We start from the raw sequence: 17,189 nt of genomic DNA, 5'->3' as shown, positions 1-17,189 counted from the left end.
GCACCGGTGACTTGCGACGTTCGATCCTAGACCAGCGGCTCGGCTTCCCGCCGAAAAGTCGTCATGCGGTAACCAACCCGCGGATATCAGATTCGACCACGTCGTCGCTGAATAACAGCACGAGTCATGAACCGGCCTGAAGGTCGGGGCTCCCGGGGAACGGCAAGGCGACCACGCGCCCATTCGGATGCGGGGTCGCCTTGTTCTGCCTATCTTGACAAAGTCAGCAACATATCAGGCGCGCTTCAGCAGGGCGGCAATCGCCTGCCCGCCACCGATGCATAACGTCACCACGGCATATTGGCCATCCTTGCGAACCAGTTCCATGGCCGCCCGCAGCGTGAGGATCGCGCCGGTGGCTCCCACGGGATGGCCCAGCGCTATCGCTCCGCCATAGGGGTTGACCCTATCCGCCGGAAGATTCGCATCCCGAATCACCGCCAGGGTTTGTGAGGCAAACGCTTCATTCAGTTCAATGACATCAATGTCCTGCGGTGACAGGCCCGTCTCCTCAAACAACTTGCGCAGGGCAAAGGTCGGCGCATAACCCATGTACGCCAGATTCATGGCCGTGACGGTGACGTGTTCCAGGGTCGCCAGCGAGGGCAGGCCGTGGGCGCGCACATAGGACTGCTTGGCCAGTACCAGGGCCGCAGCCCCGTCATTGATGCCCGAGGAGTTTCCGGCCGTCACCGAGCCCTGTGGGTCAAAGACCGGCTTGAGGCCGGCCAACGACTCCAGGCTCACCCCGGGGCGCGGATGCTCATCCACGTCCTGGGCTTTACTTCCCACCAGGGAGGCGTCAACGATTTCCTCGGCAAAGGCCGCCCGAGCCTCCCGGCCGGTGGCCAGCTGCTGGGACCGCAGCGCAAACTCGTCCTGGTCTTCACGGGTGATCCCGTACTTGCAGGCGACATTCTCGGCGGTGGTGCCCATGTGCTTGTTGCTGAAAGGGTCGGTGAGCATGGCCAGGGTGCCATCCAATAGCTTGCGGTGTCCCAACGTCCTGCCGCGGGAGGCGGAGTAATCCAGATACGGCATGTTGGTCATGGACTCGTTGCCGCCGGCGATCACCACCTCGGTGGTGCCGAAGGCTAGTGACTGTGCGGCGCTGAACACCGCCTGCAGGCCACTGCCGCACAACCGGTTGACGTTGAACGCCGTTGTCCGCTGCGGCAGCCCGGCACCCAGGGCCACCCGGCGGGCGTTGTAGGACTCCGGGCCCACCTGGCCAATGCACCCCATGATGACCTCGTTCACAGCATCGGCGGGAACCCCGCTGCGCTGCAGCGCCTCGGAGACCGCAGCCGCGCCGAGCTCCGCCGTGGCCAGATCCCGGTAGAGTCCATTGAACTTTCCCACGGCGGTGCGCGCCCCGGCGATGATGGCGATCTTGTCGCTGTGCTCCACGTCCAACTCCCGATCTTCAGCCCAAGGTTTTTGACAGTCTACGACAAGACCTAAGTGTCGAAGTGCGGTGTCATCAAGCGAAGTTCAACCGGTCTTGCCGAGCATGCCGCGTGAGGCCGCGCACAGCCGTGCGTGAGGTGGAGCATGCCAAGTTGCCCCGCAGATAACGACTGTTTAACGATTGGTTGCCACACCCCGAATCGGTTAGGTGTCACGGTGCTAAAACTTGGAAACTGGAACTCATGACCTCGAACCATGGCCGTGTGCTGCGTGCCGCTGCAATGACCCTCACCGGACTTTTGGCCCTCAGCGGGTGTGCTGTCAGCCAGCCTTCCGCCCCGGATGACGTCAATTCGCTGCAGCAGTTGCCGGACACCACCGCCAGCAGTGAAGCCGAGGGAAGCAACACCCGGCTCACCGGGCTGAACCGGGTCACCACTAGCAATGAGCGGCTGCACATGTACGCCGCGCATCTGGAACTGAAGGATCACCCGCAGATCAGCCGGGCCACCCGGGAATCGGTCGCCGCGAGCATTGACGCTTTCCTAGCTGATCACCAGGACGCCCTAGATGAGGACGTAACCGCCAAGCCGGAACTGAACATCAACTCCCAGGCTGCCTCCGCTGACCAGAGCGTGCTTGGGGTTTCGCAGCAGATCTATGAATTCGCCGGGGCCTCTGGCGCCAACAGCTACCGCACCCAATGGTTTGATGTTCAGCAGGACCGCGAAATTCCGACCGGGGAACTGTTCTCCTCGTCCGAAGCCTGGGACCATGTGCGGCAGATGCTCGCCGAGCAGGCCAACAGCAAGGCCGGCATCGATCTGGAATCCGTTACGGATCTTCCCGAGGAGGCTACCGATGACGTGCAGTTCACTACCAGCGGGGACCTGCGGGTCCAGGTGGACGAATATCTGATCGCCCCGGGGTCCGAGGGCACCATTGTGCTGCAGCTGGATGCCGGGCGCATCGACGGGCTGCTCTCGGATTTGGGCCGCGCCGCCCAGGGCTCGGTGGTCGAGCATGATGCGGCGCCAACCCCGGAACCGGTTCCCGGGACGTCGGAGAGCGACTCGGCGACGCCCGAGGAAGAACAGCAGCAGAACACTCCGGCCCAGGTGCCCGAGGCCAGTCAGGTGGACTGCAGGGAAGCCAAGTGCGTGGCGCTGACCTTTGATGACGGCCCCGGTGCCAGCACCGGGTACCTGCTCGATTCGCTGAAGAAGGAAGGGGTCCCGGCCACCTTCTTCGTGGTGGGACCCAACGCCCAGGCGCGCCCGCAACTGCTGCGGCGCATGCAGGCCGAGGGGCACCAGATCGGCAACCACACCTTCTCCCACCGTTCCCTGCCCGCCCTGGCCTCCTCGGAAGTGGCCAAGGAACTGCTGCGCACCGACGAGGCCATCAGCTCGGCCACCGGGTACAGCTCAACACTGGTGCGCCCACCCTATGGCGCCCACAACAAGGACGTGGACCGGATCGTGACCTCCCCGCTGATCCTGTGGGATGTGGACACCCTGGACTGGAAGCACCGCAACACCAACAAGACCATCTCCACCGCCATGGATGAGGTGCGTCCCGGGTCAATTATCTTGATGCACGACATCCATGCCAGCACGGTGGCCGCGGTCCCAGGGCTGATCCGAGAGCTCAAGGACAAGGGCTACACCCCGGTACGGGTGGACCAACTCTTCGCCCACTCAAAGCTGAGCGCCGGAAAGGCGTACTACCGAGGCGAACACCCGGCTTCCTAGTATCGGTACTTTGAAACGGGGCGCGCCGGCAGCCGGTTGAAAAGATGGGAACAGCCCGTATCAACAAGGACGGCTGCTGAATCCCACTGTGTTGCCTAGGGCTACGTTGTCCCTGCCGCCCGCGAACCGACGGCAGCCTTGCACGTGGGGGAGGGGAAAGAGCCCTGGAACGTGTTGCAGCCAACACGATCACGGAATTGGTTTCCCTTGCCCTGCTCTGGCATAATTGCAGGGTACTCGATTTGATGTGGCCCCTCTCTCCATGTCAGGTCCTGTCCTTAGAACCAGCTCAGTATGGCTTGCCCCACAAGCGCAGAAACCGCTGGTTCGACCATGTTGAGAAACAGGAGTGACCACAAAAGTGGCCGTTAAAATTCGTTTGAAGCGCTTCGGCAAGATGCGCGCCCCTCACTACCGTGTGATCGTCATCGACTCGCGTGCCAAGCGCGATGGCCGTGCCATCGAAGAGATCGGTGAATACCACCCGACCGAGAACCCGTCGAAGATCCGCATCGACTCGGACCGTGCCCAGTACTGGCTGTCGGTTGGCGCTCAGCCGACCGAGCAGGTGCACGCTCTGCTGAAGATCACCGGTGACTGGCAGAAGTTCAAGGGCATCGAGGGCCAGGAAGGCACCCTGAAGGTTGCCGAGCCGAAGCCCGAGTTCGTTGCCCCGCAGAAGGGTTCGGTGATCCTGCCGGAGGCCGTCACCCCGAAGGCTGACAAGCCGGCCGAGGCTGAAACCGCTGAAGCCACCGAGGCTGAGTAACCATGCTCGCAGATGCGCTTGACCATCTGGTGCGCGGCATCGTCGACGAGCCGGAGGACGTCAGGGTTGCCCTGAAGTCCACCCGGCGCGGAGACCTGCTGGAAGTGCGCGTGCATCCCGAGGACCTCGGTCGCGTGATCGGGCGTCAGGGCCGCACCGCACGGGCGCTGCGCACCGTGATGGCTGCGCTGGCCAACGAGCCGATCCGGGTCGATGTGATCGACACGGACCGCAACCGTTAGCCGCGAAACCTTGAAGTCTCGCGCAAGGTGACTTCACTGCAAGGGGAGTTCCCGCCCAACCAGGCGGGAACTCCCCTTGCGCTTTCCAGCCCTTTGAATCACCCACCATCTTTTGCTGCTGCCGCACTAGACTATTGCCCAGACAGCACCACCGGCGGCTGCGGCCCGCCCGCCGCAACCGCACCTATAGTCACCGCCTTCCTAAGGAGAATGATCACCCCGTCATGCGCATGCAGGTTGCACGTATCGGCAAGCCCCACGGTATCCGCGGCGAAGTCACCGTCCAGGTCCTCACCGACGCCCCGGAGGAGCGCTTCGTCAAGGGCGCACAGTTCCACGTGGTCAACGGACCGGTCGAGCGGCTGACCATCCGCAGCGCCCGGTGGAACAAGGCCATCCTGCTGCTGGGCTTCGAGGAGATCGCGGACCGCAACGCCGCCGAGACGCTGCGCCAGGCCCGCCTCGAATTCGACACCGAAGACGAGCAGGAGGATGACCAGGACCAGTGGTACGAGCACGAGCTCGTGGACCTGAAGGTCATGCTGGAGGGCGAACAGGTCGGAGTCATCACCGAGATGCGCACCGGCACCGCCCAGGACCTACTGGTCTTTAAGGGCAATGACGGTGAGGAGGTCTTCCTGCCCTTCGTTGAGGAATTCGTTCCGGAAATCGACCTGGAGGCCGGCACCATGACCATCACCCCGCCGGCCGGCCTGCTGGAGGTCAACCGCGAAGAGGGCGGGAAGAACTAGCCCATGCGCATCGATGTCATCTCGATCTTCCCGGAATACCTTGCCGCCCTAGACCTGTCGCTGATCGGCAAGGCCCGCACCCAGGGACTGCTGGATCTGAACGTCCAGGACCTGCGCGAGTACACCTACGACCGCCATCACAAGGTGGATGACACCCCCTACGGCGGGGGAGCGGGCATGGTCATGAAGCCCGAGCCCTGGGGTGAGGCGCTGGATGCGGTGCTGCAGACCCACTCCAGCTCCGAACGTCCCACGCTCATCGTCCCCTCCCCGGCCGGAGCCGTGTTCAACCAGCAGATGGCCTACGAGCTGGCCGAGGAAGAGCACCTGGTCTTCGCCTGCGGACGCTACGAGGGCATTGACGAGCGCGTCATCGACTACGCGCACGAACACTTCAACGTCATCCCGATATCCATCGGCGACTATGTCCTAAACGGGGGAGAGGTGGCCGTGCTGGTGATGGTCGAGGCCATCGCCCGGCTGATCCCCGGGGTCATCGGCAACCCGGAGTCGCTGGTGGAGGAATCCCACTCGGACGTGCTGCTGGAATACCCCGTCTACACCAAGCCGGCCTCCTGGCGGGGCCGCGAGGTGCCCGAGGTGCTGCTGGGCGGCAACCACGGCCGGGTCGCCCGCTTCCGGCGCGACGCGCAGATCCAGCGCACCGCAGCCCGCCGCCCGGATTTGATCACCCAACTGGATCCCAGCACGCTGAACCGCAAGGACCGCGACCAGCTGTGGCATGCCGGGTTCGCGGTGCAGGATGGGCAGGTCATTCGCAAGTCCGAGCTGGACTGGGACGCGGAGTCGTAAATCACCGTGGCCCCGCCCACGGTGCGTTGGCACCAGGGCGCAGGGTTATGGCAGAATTAACTCTTGGTGTGTTTTGTCTTGCCGCCTGCCGCAGGGGGCGTTGCAGACATGAGAAACCACCGCACCGACAAGCTAGAGCCTTGTCGGTGGCTATGACGTTTCAAGGGCATGTGCACCGCACATGCGCCTTGCCAATAAGGACAGGTGACCTGCGGCAGTTGTCCTAGGAGATGCACCAATGCATATTCTCGACGAGCTGGATTCAGCTTCACTGCGCAACGATGTTCCCGATTTCGGTCCGGGTGACACCCTGAACGTTCACGTGAACATCATCGAAGGCAAGAACTCCCGTGTCCAGGTCTTCAAGGGCTACGTCCTTGGCCGCCAGGGCCGCGGTATCGGTGAGACCTTCACCGTCCGCAAGGTTTCCTTCGGCGTGGGCATCGAGCGTACCTTCCCGGTACACTCCCCGATCATCGACAAGATCGAGGTCGTGGCCCGCGGTGACGTGCGCCGTGCCAAGCTGTACTACATGCGCGACCGCCACGGTAAGGCAGCTCGCATCCGCGAGAAGCGCGAATTCGGCACCAAGAAGTAGTCCGCATTCTTCCATGAATCGGATTGCGCGCGCCGAGCGAGCAGTCACAAAGCGCCGGACCTGGTCTTGGGTCTGGCGCTTTGTCATTGCCGCCATCATCCTGGGATTCCTGGCCACCATCACCATCAGGGCCACGCTGCTGGATGTCTACCACATCAAGTCGGTCTCCATGCAGCCCACGCTGAACCCCGGTGAATCCATCCTGGTGGACCTGCGCGCCTACGGTGAGCAGGGACCCGAACGCGGGGACATCGTGGTCTTTGACGGCCGTGGCTCCTTCCTGCCCTACCAGCGCGCCTCCTTCGCCGACACCATTTCCCGCGCCCTGCACTGGAGCGGCTCCAACTCCAGTTACGTCAAAAGAGTCATCGGCGTGGGCGGAGACACCGTCGAATGCTGCAGCCCCGACGGACGGCTGATGGTTAATGGCCAACCCATCGAAGAAGAGTACGTCATGCGCGGCAATGCGCCCAGCGAACAGAAGTTCAGCGTCCAGGTGCCCGCAGGGCGGATCTGGGTGATGGGGGACCACCGCGAGAAGTCCGAGGACTCCCGCTCCCTGCTCGGCGCCAGCGGCGGGGGCATGATCCCAGTGGACCGGGTGCTGGGCGAAGTCACGGAAGTGATCTGGCCGCTGGAGAAGCGCCACCCCGTCGAGTAAGACCGTCCTGGACCGGAGCCTACGTCAGTAGAAGTCGAGAGAACTCCTAACGGCAAATTTCTCCTTTTCGAGCAGCTACTTCGAGCCCCTATTTGGCTCCTTACTGCCCTCTTGTCGTGCCCTGAATCGGCTGTATTTTGCCCTCTGAGGGGTAATCGCCTGCTTTCGGGGGAGACAGTTTTCCGCAAACCCTCAAGATCCACTCAATTTTTCTCTTTGTGTCGCCTTATGTGACGCGCCGAGAACTGAGAGATTGCAAAGATTTTTCTGCGTATTCCTTCAGGTGTTGGTTCTTGTTGAATGAGAATCATTCAAGTTTCAATGGTTGATCCGTGTCTGTCACGAGCCTTATGTCACATACCTTCTGACTAGTGCGGAATAATCGATTAGCAAACCGTAACAGCGGCCTTGCTTGCAAATGAATCGAAATATCCAAAAGTTCGCAAGGCCTGACGTGGGAAAACCTACGATGATTTTCGTATGAACTGGATCGTTTTGTCCTTGAATCTGATTATCTCCTCTGGATAGGGTTTCGATTTGGTAACACATCTGTGCCCTGCTCGCGTTTCAGATAACAGATCGACGCTCGCAGGGCTTCGCACCAAATGGGAGAAGCCTTTAATGCCAAGTCCTAAACGTATGATCGCGCAGCGTGGTGCCGTCGCCGTTGCCTCCACCGCCTTGGTGGTTGGCAGCAGCGTTTTGGCGTACCCCGCCTTCGCGACTGAGGCGCCAAGCGATGCACCGGCAACGCCGTCTGCATCGGACGTCGCGGTGGACACGACAGGCCTCGCTGAGGCCATTGAGCGCGACTTGAAGAAGTCGCCCGAGAAGTACCTCGAAGAATCTGAAGCAAATGTGCTAGCCGGTGACTTGAAGAAGGCGTTGGCTAAGGCAAGCATTGAGGCAAACGTTGTCATCGAGGACGGCGTGGTTGTCGTCCAGGTATCGGATGCCAATCTGGAGAAGGCCAGCAAGGTCATCGAAGCCGCGCAGGAGAATTCGTCGGATGTTGAGGCTTCAGCCGAAGCCACTGATGCCGCTGAAGATCCACTGGAAACAGAAAGCGCAGAGCCAAAGGCCTCCGCTTCTGAATCACAGAAGGCAACGACGGAAAAGCCTGAAACCGCTGAGGCGCCGAAGAAGACTGAAGAGGCTGCCACGGCGACTCCCTCGGAATCAATCGAAGAAACTCCTGCTGCACCCGAAGAGCCCAAGGATGAGAAGGTCCGTTTGGAACCGGGCGACTTGGGGAAGTACAGCGACCCAGTGAAAACTCTCAAGGCACTGCAGAAGCACGTGGATCCCGCACAGCTCAAGCGGTTGACCTCGGTGACGGAGACAGCCAGCGGCAAGATCCGCATTCGGGCCGCTGGGCCTGCAGAGGTTGAGACCAGCAAGCGCGCACGTTCGCTGGCCCCAGATGAGGCCAGTGTCACCCTCGAGGACTTCGCCGATGGCGCTGGCAACGTTGAGCTGGTTGCCGGCGGTGACCAGGCCGCCGCGAACCCAGCAGCCTTGGAGGACATTTACGGAGGCATGGGTTACGCCATCACCGATGACGGGAACTTCAATGGATCTGTGGGCGTATGTTCTGTAGGTTTCAACGCCTGGGACCCCTCCGGCAATGATGCGATTATCACCGCGGGTCACTGCACCAATGACGGCACTACCCTGCAGACCGCGGTGGCTGAACACGGGGCGCCGGGTGAATTCCAGGGTGTTAGCGCACTGCTGGGAACCTTTGGCTTCAACCAGTTCGGTTTGCCCAACAACGAAGGGTACAGCCCATATGATCCAAATTGGGAGAACTGGGATGCCGGTACCGATATTGCCGTGATCGATGGCATCAATAAGGACCTGAATCTGCACGCCGGTGTTTCGAAATGGCCGGCGGGCAAGGATGAGCGTGATTCCTGGCTGAAAATCACCAGCTACGGTGAAGCTGCTATCGGTGCCGAGGCCTGCAGCGTAGGACGCACCACCGGTTGGACTTGCTCCAAAATCACCGAAGTGGGCATTTTCTTCGTCGGCGGTTTCAAGAGCGATACCCGAACTGTCTACGGCTACACCGCGCCCAATGCCGACTTCAGTGTGCTGAACCAAGGTGACTCAGGTGGTGCAGTGGTCGTCGGTAACCGCGCAGTGGGCATCAACAGCGCCAACCATCCCGGCACCGACGGTGTCAAGGGAACCGGTGACGAACTGGCGATGTACACCTCTTTGGTGGACGCACGGAAAAAGACGGCAGTGAAGAACTACGAAGTTAAGCTCTTCGTCAACGCTCCGAAGGTCACTTCGCCGCAGAACGGCAGTGAAATTGAAACCGGATCGACCATCACGGGAACCGTCGCCAACCCTGGCCCCAACGCCACTGTCGAGGTCCTGGTAGACGGGAAGGTCGTTGACACTGTTGACGTCAACGGCGGTAAGTTCTCCTTCAAGGCTCCGCAGACGGAAGGTCAGTTCACCTTCGAACTACGGGCCAAGAGCGGCAAGTTCAATGAATCCGACCTGACAGCCGGTAACTACACACTTGTTGCACCGGAAGAAACCGAGGAGCCGACCGAGGAGCCGACTGAGCAGCCGACGGAGGAGCCGACTGAGGAGCCGACGGAGGAGCCGACTGAGCAGCCGACTGAAGACCCGAGCGAAAGCCCGACTGAAGACCCGAGCGAAAGCCCGACTGAGTCAGACGATCCGAGCGAGAGCCCGTCGGAGTCGGATGATCCGAGCGAAAGCCCGACTGAGTCGCAGTCGCCGACTGAGGACTCATCGGATGACCCGTCCCAGGAGCCGACGAAGTCTGAATCCCCGAAGCAGACGGAGAAGCCGAAGGAAGATCCGCTGGCAGACACCGGTTCGTCGGCTACGCCGCTGCTGGCCGTTGCAGGCGCACTTGGACTGTGTGGAGCCCTGCTGTTGATTCTGCGTCGTTCAAACCGCCGTCACGGCTAAGCGACTTAACAGGTTGAAGCTGCCATGCAGCAGCAACCAATGAGAAGTGCCCCGGTTACAGAGCCGGGGCACTTCTCATTCAATGCCCACCAACTTATTGGCAGGCTTTACGCGCTCAAGGCTAAGCTCAAGAGCCGAGGGCGGTTCACACGGCCAGCCAGAAAGAAATGTGAGATTCCGGATGAATAAACTGCAAATGCTCAAGGTGGCTGGAACCATTGGGACTGTCGCTTTTGCGCTGACAGGTTGTGGCAGTGACACTGGAACACCTACCGCTCGCGAAGAGTCGCAGACCCAGGAACAGCAAACACCGGAGAGCTCAGTGGACCACGAACAGCTGTTGAACCTCAATGACCAGCTTTCGTCGTCGTTGGGTGCCGCCTACGTGCAGGGTTGGATCCAAGACGACAAACTTCATGTAGCCACCAATGACGAATCAAAGGTGCAAGAAATTGAAGAGGCTGGCGCGGTCGCAGAATTCGTGAAGTTCAGTTCGCAGCAACTGCGGGACGCGATCGGAAAGATTATGGCTTGGCAAGCCGAGCAGGAGCCAGAAATTGCGAATGCCATCCATGGGTACTCCATTAGCGCTAAAGACGGGGGACTGATCCTCCGTGTCGATTCCAAACACCTGGATCAGGTCAAGGAATTGATGGAGAAGGATCAGCCTGCCGGCGAAATAGAGTTGACGTTCACCCAGAGTTCGGGGATTGCCAGCCCCGCGGTAGGACAGCCCTAACGCTCTCCCAGTCTGCAATCCCGGCAGCGGCACACCGCCTATTGATGTCCAATGAATGCTCAACAGGCGGCGTGCTATTGGTTCCTCGCCTAAGAGCGTGGCGGTGCCATATTCGCGTACCGGGCGGCCAACTGCTGCCGGTTTCGAGTTCCCGTACGTCGGTACAGCTTGGTGAGTCGGGCCTCGACGGCGCTAACCGAGATGAACAGTTCCTTGGCGATGGCCTTGTTGGTCAACCCGTCATGGACCATCCGAACCACGGCAATCTCTTCACGGCTCAGGCTCAGAGGAGTGTTAGGGGCAGTGGCTGCCACTGGAGCTTCCAGGTCCTCCAGATTCGCGATCCACCCCAGAGCACCGAGACTGCGGTACAGGGCCCGTGCTGCCTGTAGATGCTCCCTTGCTGCCTGGGTGCGGCCCATCGAGCGGAGCCGCTGACCAAAGCAATGGCGCAGGCGCGCCAACTCAAACGTGTTATCCGAACCCGTCCAGTCATCGAGCAATTGCTGGAAGCGAGTCAGGGAGGCCGTGCCCTGCATGGCCAGCGCCTGGGCGCAGCGCATTGTCAGCTTCGGACGCCGCCCAGGAACGGCGACCATGATCTCTTGCCGTGAACGATACTCATCTACGGCTTCTTCGGTGCGCCCCAGCATCACCAGGGCCTCAATCAGTGCGCAGGTGGCCCTGACATAGCGCAGGTTCCCCGGGCCCTGATGCAGCCGCAGCGTTCGCCGATAGGCTTCCACCGCTGCCGAATAATCCCCGGTCATTAATCCCCGGTCACCGGCCATCATCGCGATCCGGGAGAGCAGCATCGGAGAACTCTCGCCCAGGATCCGTGGTTCCAGTGACTGGAAGTACCACTCGGCCATGTCCGGGCGGTTCTTGTTCATCCAATACCAAGCTTGGATCAGCTGGGGGATGGGGCTGAGCAAGGCCGGGCCATCGGCTGCGATCCAGCGTTCCACCAGTTGCATGGCCCGGGGATAGTTCTGATTCAGGATCGCGTTGGCCGCGTTCAGGAGCAGCAGCAAACGTTCCATCAGCGGGCTGGCGCCTTCCGGGGCGGCAGCTAGCCGCGAAAAGACCTCCCGGGCTTCCAAAAAGCAGTCCGTGGTGCTCAGCCCAACCCCGAGGGCCAGCATGAGAATCCCATCGCCCGGCTCCTTCGGGACCACCGGCAACTGGTGAAACCGGTCCATCAGCTGCTGCCGGTCGTGATTCAGGGCAGCGCACAACAACTGCGCCGCTTCGTACTCAGGGCCCTTGGCGTCGGGGAAGCGTGAGACCAGCGCAGTGGCCTGGGCGGTGAGGCTTTCGGTGTGCTGATGATCCTCCCGCAGGGCGTATTCAGTGGCCAGTGCGCCAAGCAGGCGAACGCAGCCTTGCGGTTCAACGTTCCCAAGTTCGCTGACGAGCGCCGCGTGCTGGTTCTTGGCCGTGACGCGGCCCTTCAGGGTGGACAGCTGGACGTCCAAGGTTGCCAAGGCCAGTGACGCTGCCGGGTCCAGGGGTAGGCGGCGGCCGAAGCGCACATACCTGCGGGCGGCTTCCAGCTGCAGGTGTTGGCAGAGCATTTCGGCTAGGTAGTGCAGTGCCTGGGGCAGGTGCGTACCGGTGACCGGCAACAGCAGCCCCCGCTCGGCCACCTCGATGGCGGCGGCAACTTGTCCTTGTTCCACCAGTTGCCCGGCCGCTGCAACGAGCTCACTGGCGGTTACCCCGAGCTGATCCGCATACGTGCGGTGGTAGAGCTTCAGGGTGTGGTCCTCACCGTGCTCCTGCAGTTGCCGGTGCAGTGACTGGCGTTCGGTCAAGTTCAGTCCCCAGTATAGTGTTGACCGCAGGGCGGGGTCCGAGATCTGCACGTGACCGTCTGCGCCGACCAGGAATCCGCGCTGCTCCAGCTCATCAATGCAGCTGACGGCCCCGGGCTTCAGTGCCAGGACCGTGGCGCGTTCGGTGACCGGGGCGGCGGCAAGCAGCGTCAGCACCTGCTGGTGTTCTTCTTCCAGCCGCGCAACCACCTTGGAGAGTTTTCCGGTGCGGTCGGTGCCCACCGGCAGGGGAAGGGTCAGGGGCAACTCGCCGGCCTGAGCCTGCCGCTGCAATCTGTCCAGTTGTTCAATGATGGACCCGGGCATGCCGCGGCTTGTGGTGGTGGTGAAATGAAGCACGGCCGGGTCGGCATCCACCCCGGCGGTTTCGCGGGCCAGGGCCAGCGATTCGGCCTCGGTCAGCCCGCGCAATTTCAGGATCTCCCATCCGGCCAGGGGGTCGGGGATGGGTCCTGAAGCCACGGTAACAATAAACTTCGCCCGGTTGCGTTGCAGCCAGGTGCTCATGAATCCCAGCGCTTCTAGACTGGCTTCGTCCATGAGATCCACATCATCGAGCAGGATTACCGTGCCGGGGGTGACCAGGGCGGGAAGCTTGGCGTGCAGGTGCCGGGCGACCGCGTAGGAATCCACACCCTGCCCCGGCGATTGAGGCAGGAAATGGTCCAGGGCCAGGGGTTCGGCCAGGTCCAGCTCGGAGAGCAGCTTGATCAGTGAGGACAACGGCCAGTTTGTTTCCATGGGGCTGATCCGCAGCAGCACGTGCGGGTGAGCCCCCAACTCGTGCTGCAGCTGACGCAGCAGCCAACTCTTGCCGGCTCCGGAGGCGCCGGATACCACCAGTGCCACTTCACGGGAGCCGGTGGCCTTGGATAGGAGAGTGTTCAGCAGATTTCGGCGGCTACGCATGCTGCGCCTCCTGATCCCACCCCAAACGCAGCGACGAGTTCGTCCCGTGCACGCAGCTGGTCGTCGTTGCCTCTGGTTTCACCAGATTGCCCCCAAGATTTCCAAGGTCGTACTGTCTCTTGCTCGGTTGGCTCCCCAGCCACCACACGCGCCTTTAGTCAACAAGTATAGACGAATGCATCTTTCGGCCTGCGACGCAGCCCTTGTCGTGAAGCACCGATGGAAAACAAGCGCATGCGCACTCGCTCCCTTTGGGGTGTTGGGGTTCTCCCCAATCCTTCATTGCAGGTACTAGCCAGGATTGGCAAGTAGGAGGACTCTGGAGAGGTCGGACTCACGCCCGGCCTTCTGTGCTGCATGTCAGTTCCTGGAACGCAGCGCTGGAGACGGGGTGTTAGGCAGAGATTTATGGGGGATCGCTGCCGCCGGATTCCGCGCCTCAGCGGAATCCGGTGCCGACGTTTTTAGGATTCTCTCCTTGGTGGCTCAATAGCGAGATTCTCGCGCCTTCATCGGAACCAGCGGTGGAATGATCTGGGGAGCTTCGTTGCCACGTGGCGCAGCGGTCGGCAGCACCTGCGATGCGATATTGTGAAATGCACGCAGATTAAGCCGTAACTAAGGGGACACGTGAGCGCCGAACCCGGTGAAGCCAACTCGAATGATGCAGGATTTCTGTTGAAGCTCTGGCGCATGGTGCGCGAGATCGTGGTCATCCTGGTGATTGCCATCGGCCTGTCCCTGATCATCAAGACGTTCTTCTTCCGAGCCTACTTCATCCCTTCCGGGTCGATGGAGAACACGCTGCAGATTGACGACCGGATTTTTGCGAACCTGATGGTTCCCGGCCCCTTCGACCTGAACCGCGGGGACGTGGTGGTGTTTCGCGACGATGACGCCTGGCTGCCGCCGGTCCAGACCGAGCAGTCCGGTTTCGACAAGGCGCTGAGCTTCATCGGCCTGTTGCCGGACCAGGGCGAACAGTACCTGGTCAAGCGAATCATTGGCATGCCCGGCGACACCGTCGAGTGCTGCTCAGCCGACGGGCGGATCAAGGTTAACGGCGTGGAAATCGACGAACCTTATATTTACCCGGGGGATAACCCCAGCGACATCCCGTTCTCGGTGACCGTGTCGGAGAACAAGCTCTGGGTGCTGGGTGATCACCGCGGTGCGAGCGCCGACTCGCGTTACCACATGGACACCGAGGGCGGATTCGTGGACATGGAAACCGTGCAGGGCAAGGCCCAGGTCATCTCCTGGCCCATGGATCGCTGGGGCGTAGTCGACTCGCACCGCGAGGTCTTTGACAACGTGCCGGATCCTGCCCGATAAGCCCGGCGCTCGGTCGTTTGCTGATCTACCTCCATAGCACGGCGATCCCGCGCCGTCGCGTTGCAAAGGCGTATTAATTTCAGGCTGTGCCCTGGTGCGACCGGCGCCGATCGCACCGTCGTCACCCGATGGGTCCGGTGGGGTGACGGCAGCGAACCGGAAAGTGCGCTATCGTGATCGACACAGACCGCTAACGGCTCAAAACCACGAAAGAGGAAGCTGGCGAATTCGTGCCACGGAAAACTAAAGGCAGTCCCACCACCCTGGAGCATGAACGGGCCCTGGCCGCCAGCGGCAGCTACCGGTACGTTGGAGCCGTGGACGAGGTAGGCCGCGGCTCCTTGGCCGGACCGGTCAGCGTCGGAATGGTGGTCATCGACATCGAAGCGGTCACCGAATACCCGGAACTACGGGACTCGAAAATGCTCGAACCCCAGGTGCGCGAATCCATGGTCGAGGCCATCCGTTCCTGGGCCGTGGGGCACGGGGTGGGGCACGCCACCCCGGCCGAAATCGACCGGCTGGGCATCACCGCCGCGTTGCGGCTGGCCGGCACCCGCGCCGCCGCCCAATGCGCCATCCAGGCCCAGGCGGCCCTGGTGGACGGCAGCTACGACTGGCTTTCGGCCAAGGAAACCGACCTGTTTGACCTGCTGGAGGCCGACACCGAGCCCTCCGGCCTGCAAATCCCGGTGCGCACCCTGATCAAGGGGGACATGACCTGCCAGGCGATCGCCGCGGCCTCCATCCTGGCCAAGGTGGAACGCGACGGCATCATGACCGCCGCCGCGCAAACCCACCCGCACTACGGGTGGGAGGTCAACAAGGGGTACGCCACCGCCAGCCACCGGGCGGCGATCACCGAGCACGGTCCGTGTGCCCTGCACCGGATGAGTTGGCGCTTGACTTCCGAAACGAAAAAGACCGAGAGTGAAGCCATGGGAAGTGGGAAAGACTGATGGCGAGCGAAGATCTGGAAAACTACGAATCAAACCTGGAACTGCGGCTCTACCGCGAATACAAGGACGTGGTCTCGCTCTTCAACTACGTCGTCGAAACGGAGCGCCGCTTCTACCTGGCCAACCAGGTTGAACTCAAAACCCTGAGCAACGCCGGGGAGGTCTACTTCGAACTGAGCCTGACCGACGCGTGGGTGTGGGACATCTACCGCCAGGGCCGGTTCGTGAAGTCGGTGAAGGTGCTGACCTTCAAGGACGTGAACATCGAGGAACTGAACCGCAACGAACTGCAGATCCCCAAGGACGAGATGGACCAGTAGGTTCAGCGCTTCCTCGTGGGAAAAATTGTCCCCGCGTGATCATGGGCCCTTCGGCAGGCCGGGCGGCACACCGCTGCACCCCGGTTTACCGCAGGGCCCATGGCGTCTTCCGCCTCTGTTGGGTGCCCGTCCACCCACCGGTTCCCGCGGCGTCACCCCGCGCATGCGATAGAATTCAACCTTATTAAACTTGTGTGGACGGACTCGGAACTTCGGACCGGGGTGCCGACCGCCAGCGAACTGGGGACGGGAACCAATTGAAGAACAGCCCACTGCGCCGCGGCGCAGCATTGGCCATGGCCGGGGGCCTGCTGCTCTCCGGCTGCGCGGCAACCAATGCCGACACCCAGACACCCGAACCCATCACCGCCTCCGCAAGCCAGAAGAATGAGGCCATTGAGCAGGTCCGCGAGGCGAACCCCGACCACCTGGGTGAGGGGCTGGTGTACAAGCAGCCGGGGAAGAACGCGCAGGGCGAATACATCACACTCGGCGCGGACCCGGACTCGTCGCTGGCCAGCTACGAGGCGCCGAAGTGGGCGGCCGTGGGCGAGGCCTGGAGTGAAAAGCAGATGGCGCAGCTGCAGGTGCAGGCCGCGGACTTCGTCTACGCCCAGATTCTCTCTGGCCCGGCCCTGGGCGGCAGCCAGGCGGACATTGACCGCCAGGTCGAGCAGATGAGCGCGCAGTTCAGCAAGCTCGCCCAGGGGGAAGGGGCCAAGCAGACGCTGGCCACCGTGTTCGCACAGCCCATCAAGCAGAACCCGTTCCTGGTGTGGAGCGATGCGAAGGCGAACAACTTTTCCGGCTACCAGCCCTACCAGGACGCCGGATCCAGCCGCATGCTGAACCCCACGGTGAAGATCAAGTCCGCCCACTCCTACGACAAGGGCGAGGTGCTGGAGGACGGGAACACCGCCGAGATCAACGGGGCCACCGTCAACGTGGTGGCCAGCTTCGAATGGAAGCTGACCAAGGACGGCAAGCGGTACGCCAAGCCCATGGAACTGGAGTACGGGGTGCATTTCAGCAAGACCGAGCAGGACACCGGCCTGCACGGGGCCACCCTGGTCAATGGCGCCACCGACGCGAAGCCGAGGCCCGCGAAATTCTAGCCGGTTTCTGCTTCGGT

At 61.9% G+C, this 17,189-nt stretch carries 15 protein-coding genes; 13 read left to right on the top strand and 2 right to left on the bottom strand.

Annotated elements, in window-relative coordinates; genetic code table 11:
• Positions 1-234: 234 nt before the first annotated feature.
• A complete protein-coding gene (locus FDN03_RS15140) occupies positions 235-1,410 on the bottom strand; it encodes a thiolase family protein (RefSeq protein WP_138178433.1) in 1,176 nt (391 codons plus the stop codon).
• A gap of 242 nt (positions 1,411-1,652) precedes the next feature.
• Between FDN03_RS15140 and FDN03_RS15135 the strand changes: the two genes are divergently transcribed.
• From FDN03_RS15135 to FDN03_RS15095, 9 genes are all read left to right on the top strand, one after another.
• Complete coding sequence (locus FDN03_RS15135; protein WP_138178432.1) at positions 1,653-3,164, top strand: polysaccharide deacetylase family protein; 1,512 nt, start codon at positions 1,653-1,655, stop codon at positions 3,162-3,164.
• 361 nt (positions 3,165-3,525) lie between these two features.
• Positions 3,526-3,933, top strand: a complete 408-nt coding sequence (gene rpsP / locus FDN03_RS15130) for a 30S ribosomal protein S16 (RefSeq protein WP_138178431.1) — start codon at positions 3,526-3,528, stop codon at positions 3,931-3,933.
• A 2-nt stretch (positions 3,934-3,935) separates the two neighbouring features.
• Entirely contained in the window at positions 3,936-4,175 is a 240-nt protein-coding gene (locus tag FDN03_RS15125) for an RNA-binding protein (protein ID WP_054820390.1), read from the top strand.
• A gap of 230 nt (positions 4,176-4,405) precedes the next feature.
• Positions 4,406-4,927: a ribosome maturation factor RimM gene (rimM, locus tag FDN03_RS15120; RefSeq protein WP_342773594.1), complete on the top strand. Its 522-nt coding sequence runs from the start codon at positions 4,406-4,408 to the stop codon at positions 4,925-4,927.
• 3 nt (positions 4,928-4,930) lie between these two features.
• Positions 4,931-5,740 carry a tRNA (guanosine(37)-N1)-methyltransferase TrmD gene (trmD, locus tag FDN03_RS15115; protein ID WP_138178429.1) on the top strand — a complete coding sequence of 270 codons (810 nt, stop codon included), beginning with the start codon at positions 4,931-4,933 and terminating at the stop codon, positions 5,738-5,740.
• 238 nt (positions 5,741-5,978) lie between these two features.
• Positions 5,979-6,338, top strand: a complete 360-nt coding sequence (rplS, locus tag FDN03_RS15110) for a 50S ribosomal protein L19 (protein WP_138178428.1) — start codon at positions 5,979-5,981, stop codon at positions 6,336-6,338.
• Positions 6,339-6,351: 13 nt separating this feature from the next.
• Entirely contained in the window at positions 6,352-6,999 is a 648-nt protein-coding gene (lepB, locus tag FDN03_RS15105; protein WP_138178427.1) for a signal peptidase I, read from the top strand.
• Between the two features lie 621 nt (positions 7,000-7,620).
• Positions 7,621-9,957, top strand: a complete 2,337-nt coding sequence (locus tag FDN03_RS15100; RefSeq protein WP_138178436.1) for a PT domain-containing protein — start codon at positions 7,621-7,623, stop codon at positions 9,955-9,957.
• Positions 9,958-10,138: 181 nt separating this feature from the next.
• The gene (locus FDN03_RS15095; RefSeq protein WP_138178426.1) at positions 10,139-10,696 is read left to right on the top strand and encodes a hypothetical protein; all 558 of its coding nucleotides are present in this window, start codon (positions 10,139-10,141) and stop codon (positions 10,694-10,696) included.
• Between the two features lie 89 nt (positions 10,697-10,785).
• On the opposite strand, the gene FDN03_RS15090 is transcribed toward FDN03_RS15095, so the two are convergent.
• Complete coding sequence (locus FDN03_RS15090; protein ID WP_138178425.1) at positions 10,786-13,443, bottom strand: AAA family ATPase; 2,658 nt, start codon at positions 13,441-13,443, stop codon at positions 10,786-10,788.
• A 630-nt stretch (positions 13,444-14,073) separates the two neighbouring features.
• Here FDN03_RS15090 and lepB (FDN03_RS15085) point away from each other — a divergent pair.
• The 4 genes from lepB (FDN03_RS15085) (at position 14,074) to FDN03_RS15070 (ending at position 17,172) form a co-directional block, all read left to right on the top strand.
• Positions 14,074-14,778, top strand: a complete 705-nt coding sequence (gene lepB, locus FDN03_RS15085; protein WP_249354620.1) for a signal peptidase I — start codon at positions 14,074-14,076, stop codon at positions 14,776-14,778.
• A 230-nt stretch (positions 14,779-15,008) separates the two neighbouring features.
• Positions 15,009-15,737, top strand: coding sequence for a ribonuclease HII (locus tag FDN03_RS15080; RefSeq protein ID WP_138178424.1), 729 nt, complete (start codon positions 15,009-15,011; stop codon positions 15,735-15,737).
• Positions 15,737-16,057 carry a DUF2469 domain-containing protein gene (locus FDN03_RS15075; RefSeq protein WP_138178423.1) on the top strand — a complete coding sequence of 107 codons (321 nt, stop codon included), beginning with the start codon at positions 15,737-15,739 and terminating at the stop codon, positions 16,055-16,057. Before FDN03_RS15080 ends, FDN03_RS15075 begins: the two co-directional genes overlap by 1 nt.
• A gap of 257 nt (positions 16,058-16,314) precedes the next feature.
• Entirely contained in the window at positions 16,315-17,172 is an 858-nt protein-coding gene (locus FDN03_RS15070) for a hypothetical protein (protein WP_138178422.1), read from the top strand.
• The last annotated feature ends 17 nt before the right edge of the window (positions 17,173-17,189 follow it).

Origin of the sequence: Glutamicibacter sp. V16R2B1 (genome assembly GCF_005774635.1) — a bacterium.
GTDB lineage: Bacteria > Actinomycetota > Actinomycetes > Actinomycetales > Micrococcaceae > Glutamicibacter > Glutamicibacter creatinolyticus.
Note: the sequence above shows the minus strand (reverse complement) of the source record. Positions and strands in the feature narration are given on the sequence as shown.

What these genes read in the sequence shown, in the direction of transcription:
- rplS (WP_138178428.1), top strand. Translation starts at nt 5,979, where the DNA reads ATGCATATTCTCGACGAGCTGGATTCAGCTTCACTGCGCAACGATGTT.
- trmD (WP_138178429.1), top strand. Translation starts at nt 4,931, where the DNA reads ATGCGCATCGATGTCATCTCGATCTTCCCGGAATACCTTGCCGCCCTA.
- FDN03_RS15095 (WP_138178426.1), top strand. Translation starts at nt 10,139, where the DNA reads ATGAATAAACTGCAAATGCTCAAGGTGGCTGGAACCATTGGGACTGTC.
- FDN03_RS15075 (WP_138178423.1), top strand. Translation starts at nt 15,737, where the DNA reads ATGGCGAGCGAAGATCTGGAAAACTACGAATCAAACCTGGAACTGCGG.
- lepB (WP_138178427.1), top strand. Translation starts at nt 6,352, where the DNA reads ATGAATCGGATTGCGCGCGCCGAGCGAGCAGTCACAAAGCGCCGGACC.
- FDN03_RS15135 (WP_138178432.1), top strand. Translation starts at nt 1,653, where the DNA reads ATGACCTCGAACCATGGCCGTGTGCTGCGTGCCGCTGCAATGACCCTC.
- FDN03_RS15090 (WP_138178425.1), bottom strand. Translation starts at nt 13,443, where the DNA reads ATGCGTAGCCGCCGAAATCTGCTGAACACTCTCCTATCCAAGGCCACC.
- FDN03_RS15100 (WP_138178436.1), top strand. Translation starts at nt 7,621, where the DNA reads ATGCCAAGTCCTAAACGTATGATCGCGCAGCGTGGTGCCGTCGCCGTT.
- FDN03_RS15125 (WP_054820390.1), top strand. Translation starts at nt 3,936, where the DNA reads ATGCTCGCAGATGCGCTTGACCATCTGGTGCGCGGCATCGTCGACGAG.
- rimM (WP_342773594.1), top strand. Translation starts at nt 4,406, where the DNA reads ATGCAGGTTGCACGTATCGGCAAGCCCCACGGTATCCGCGGCGAAGTC.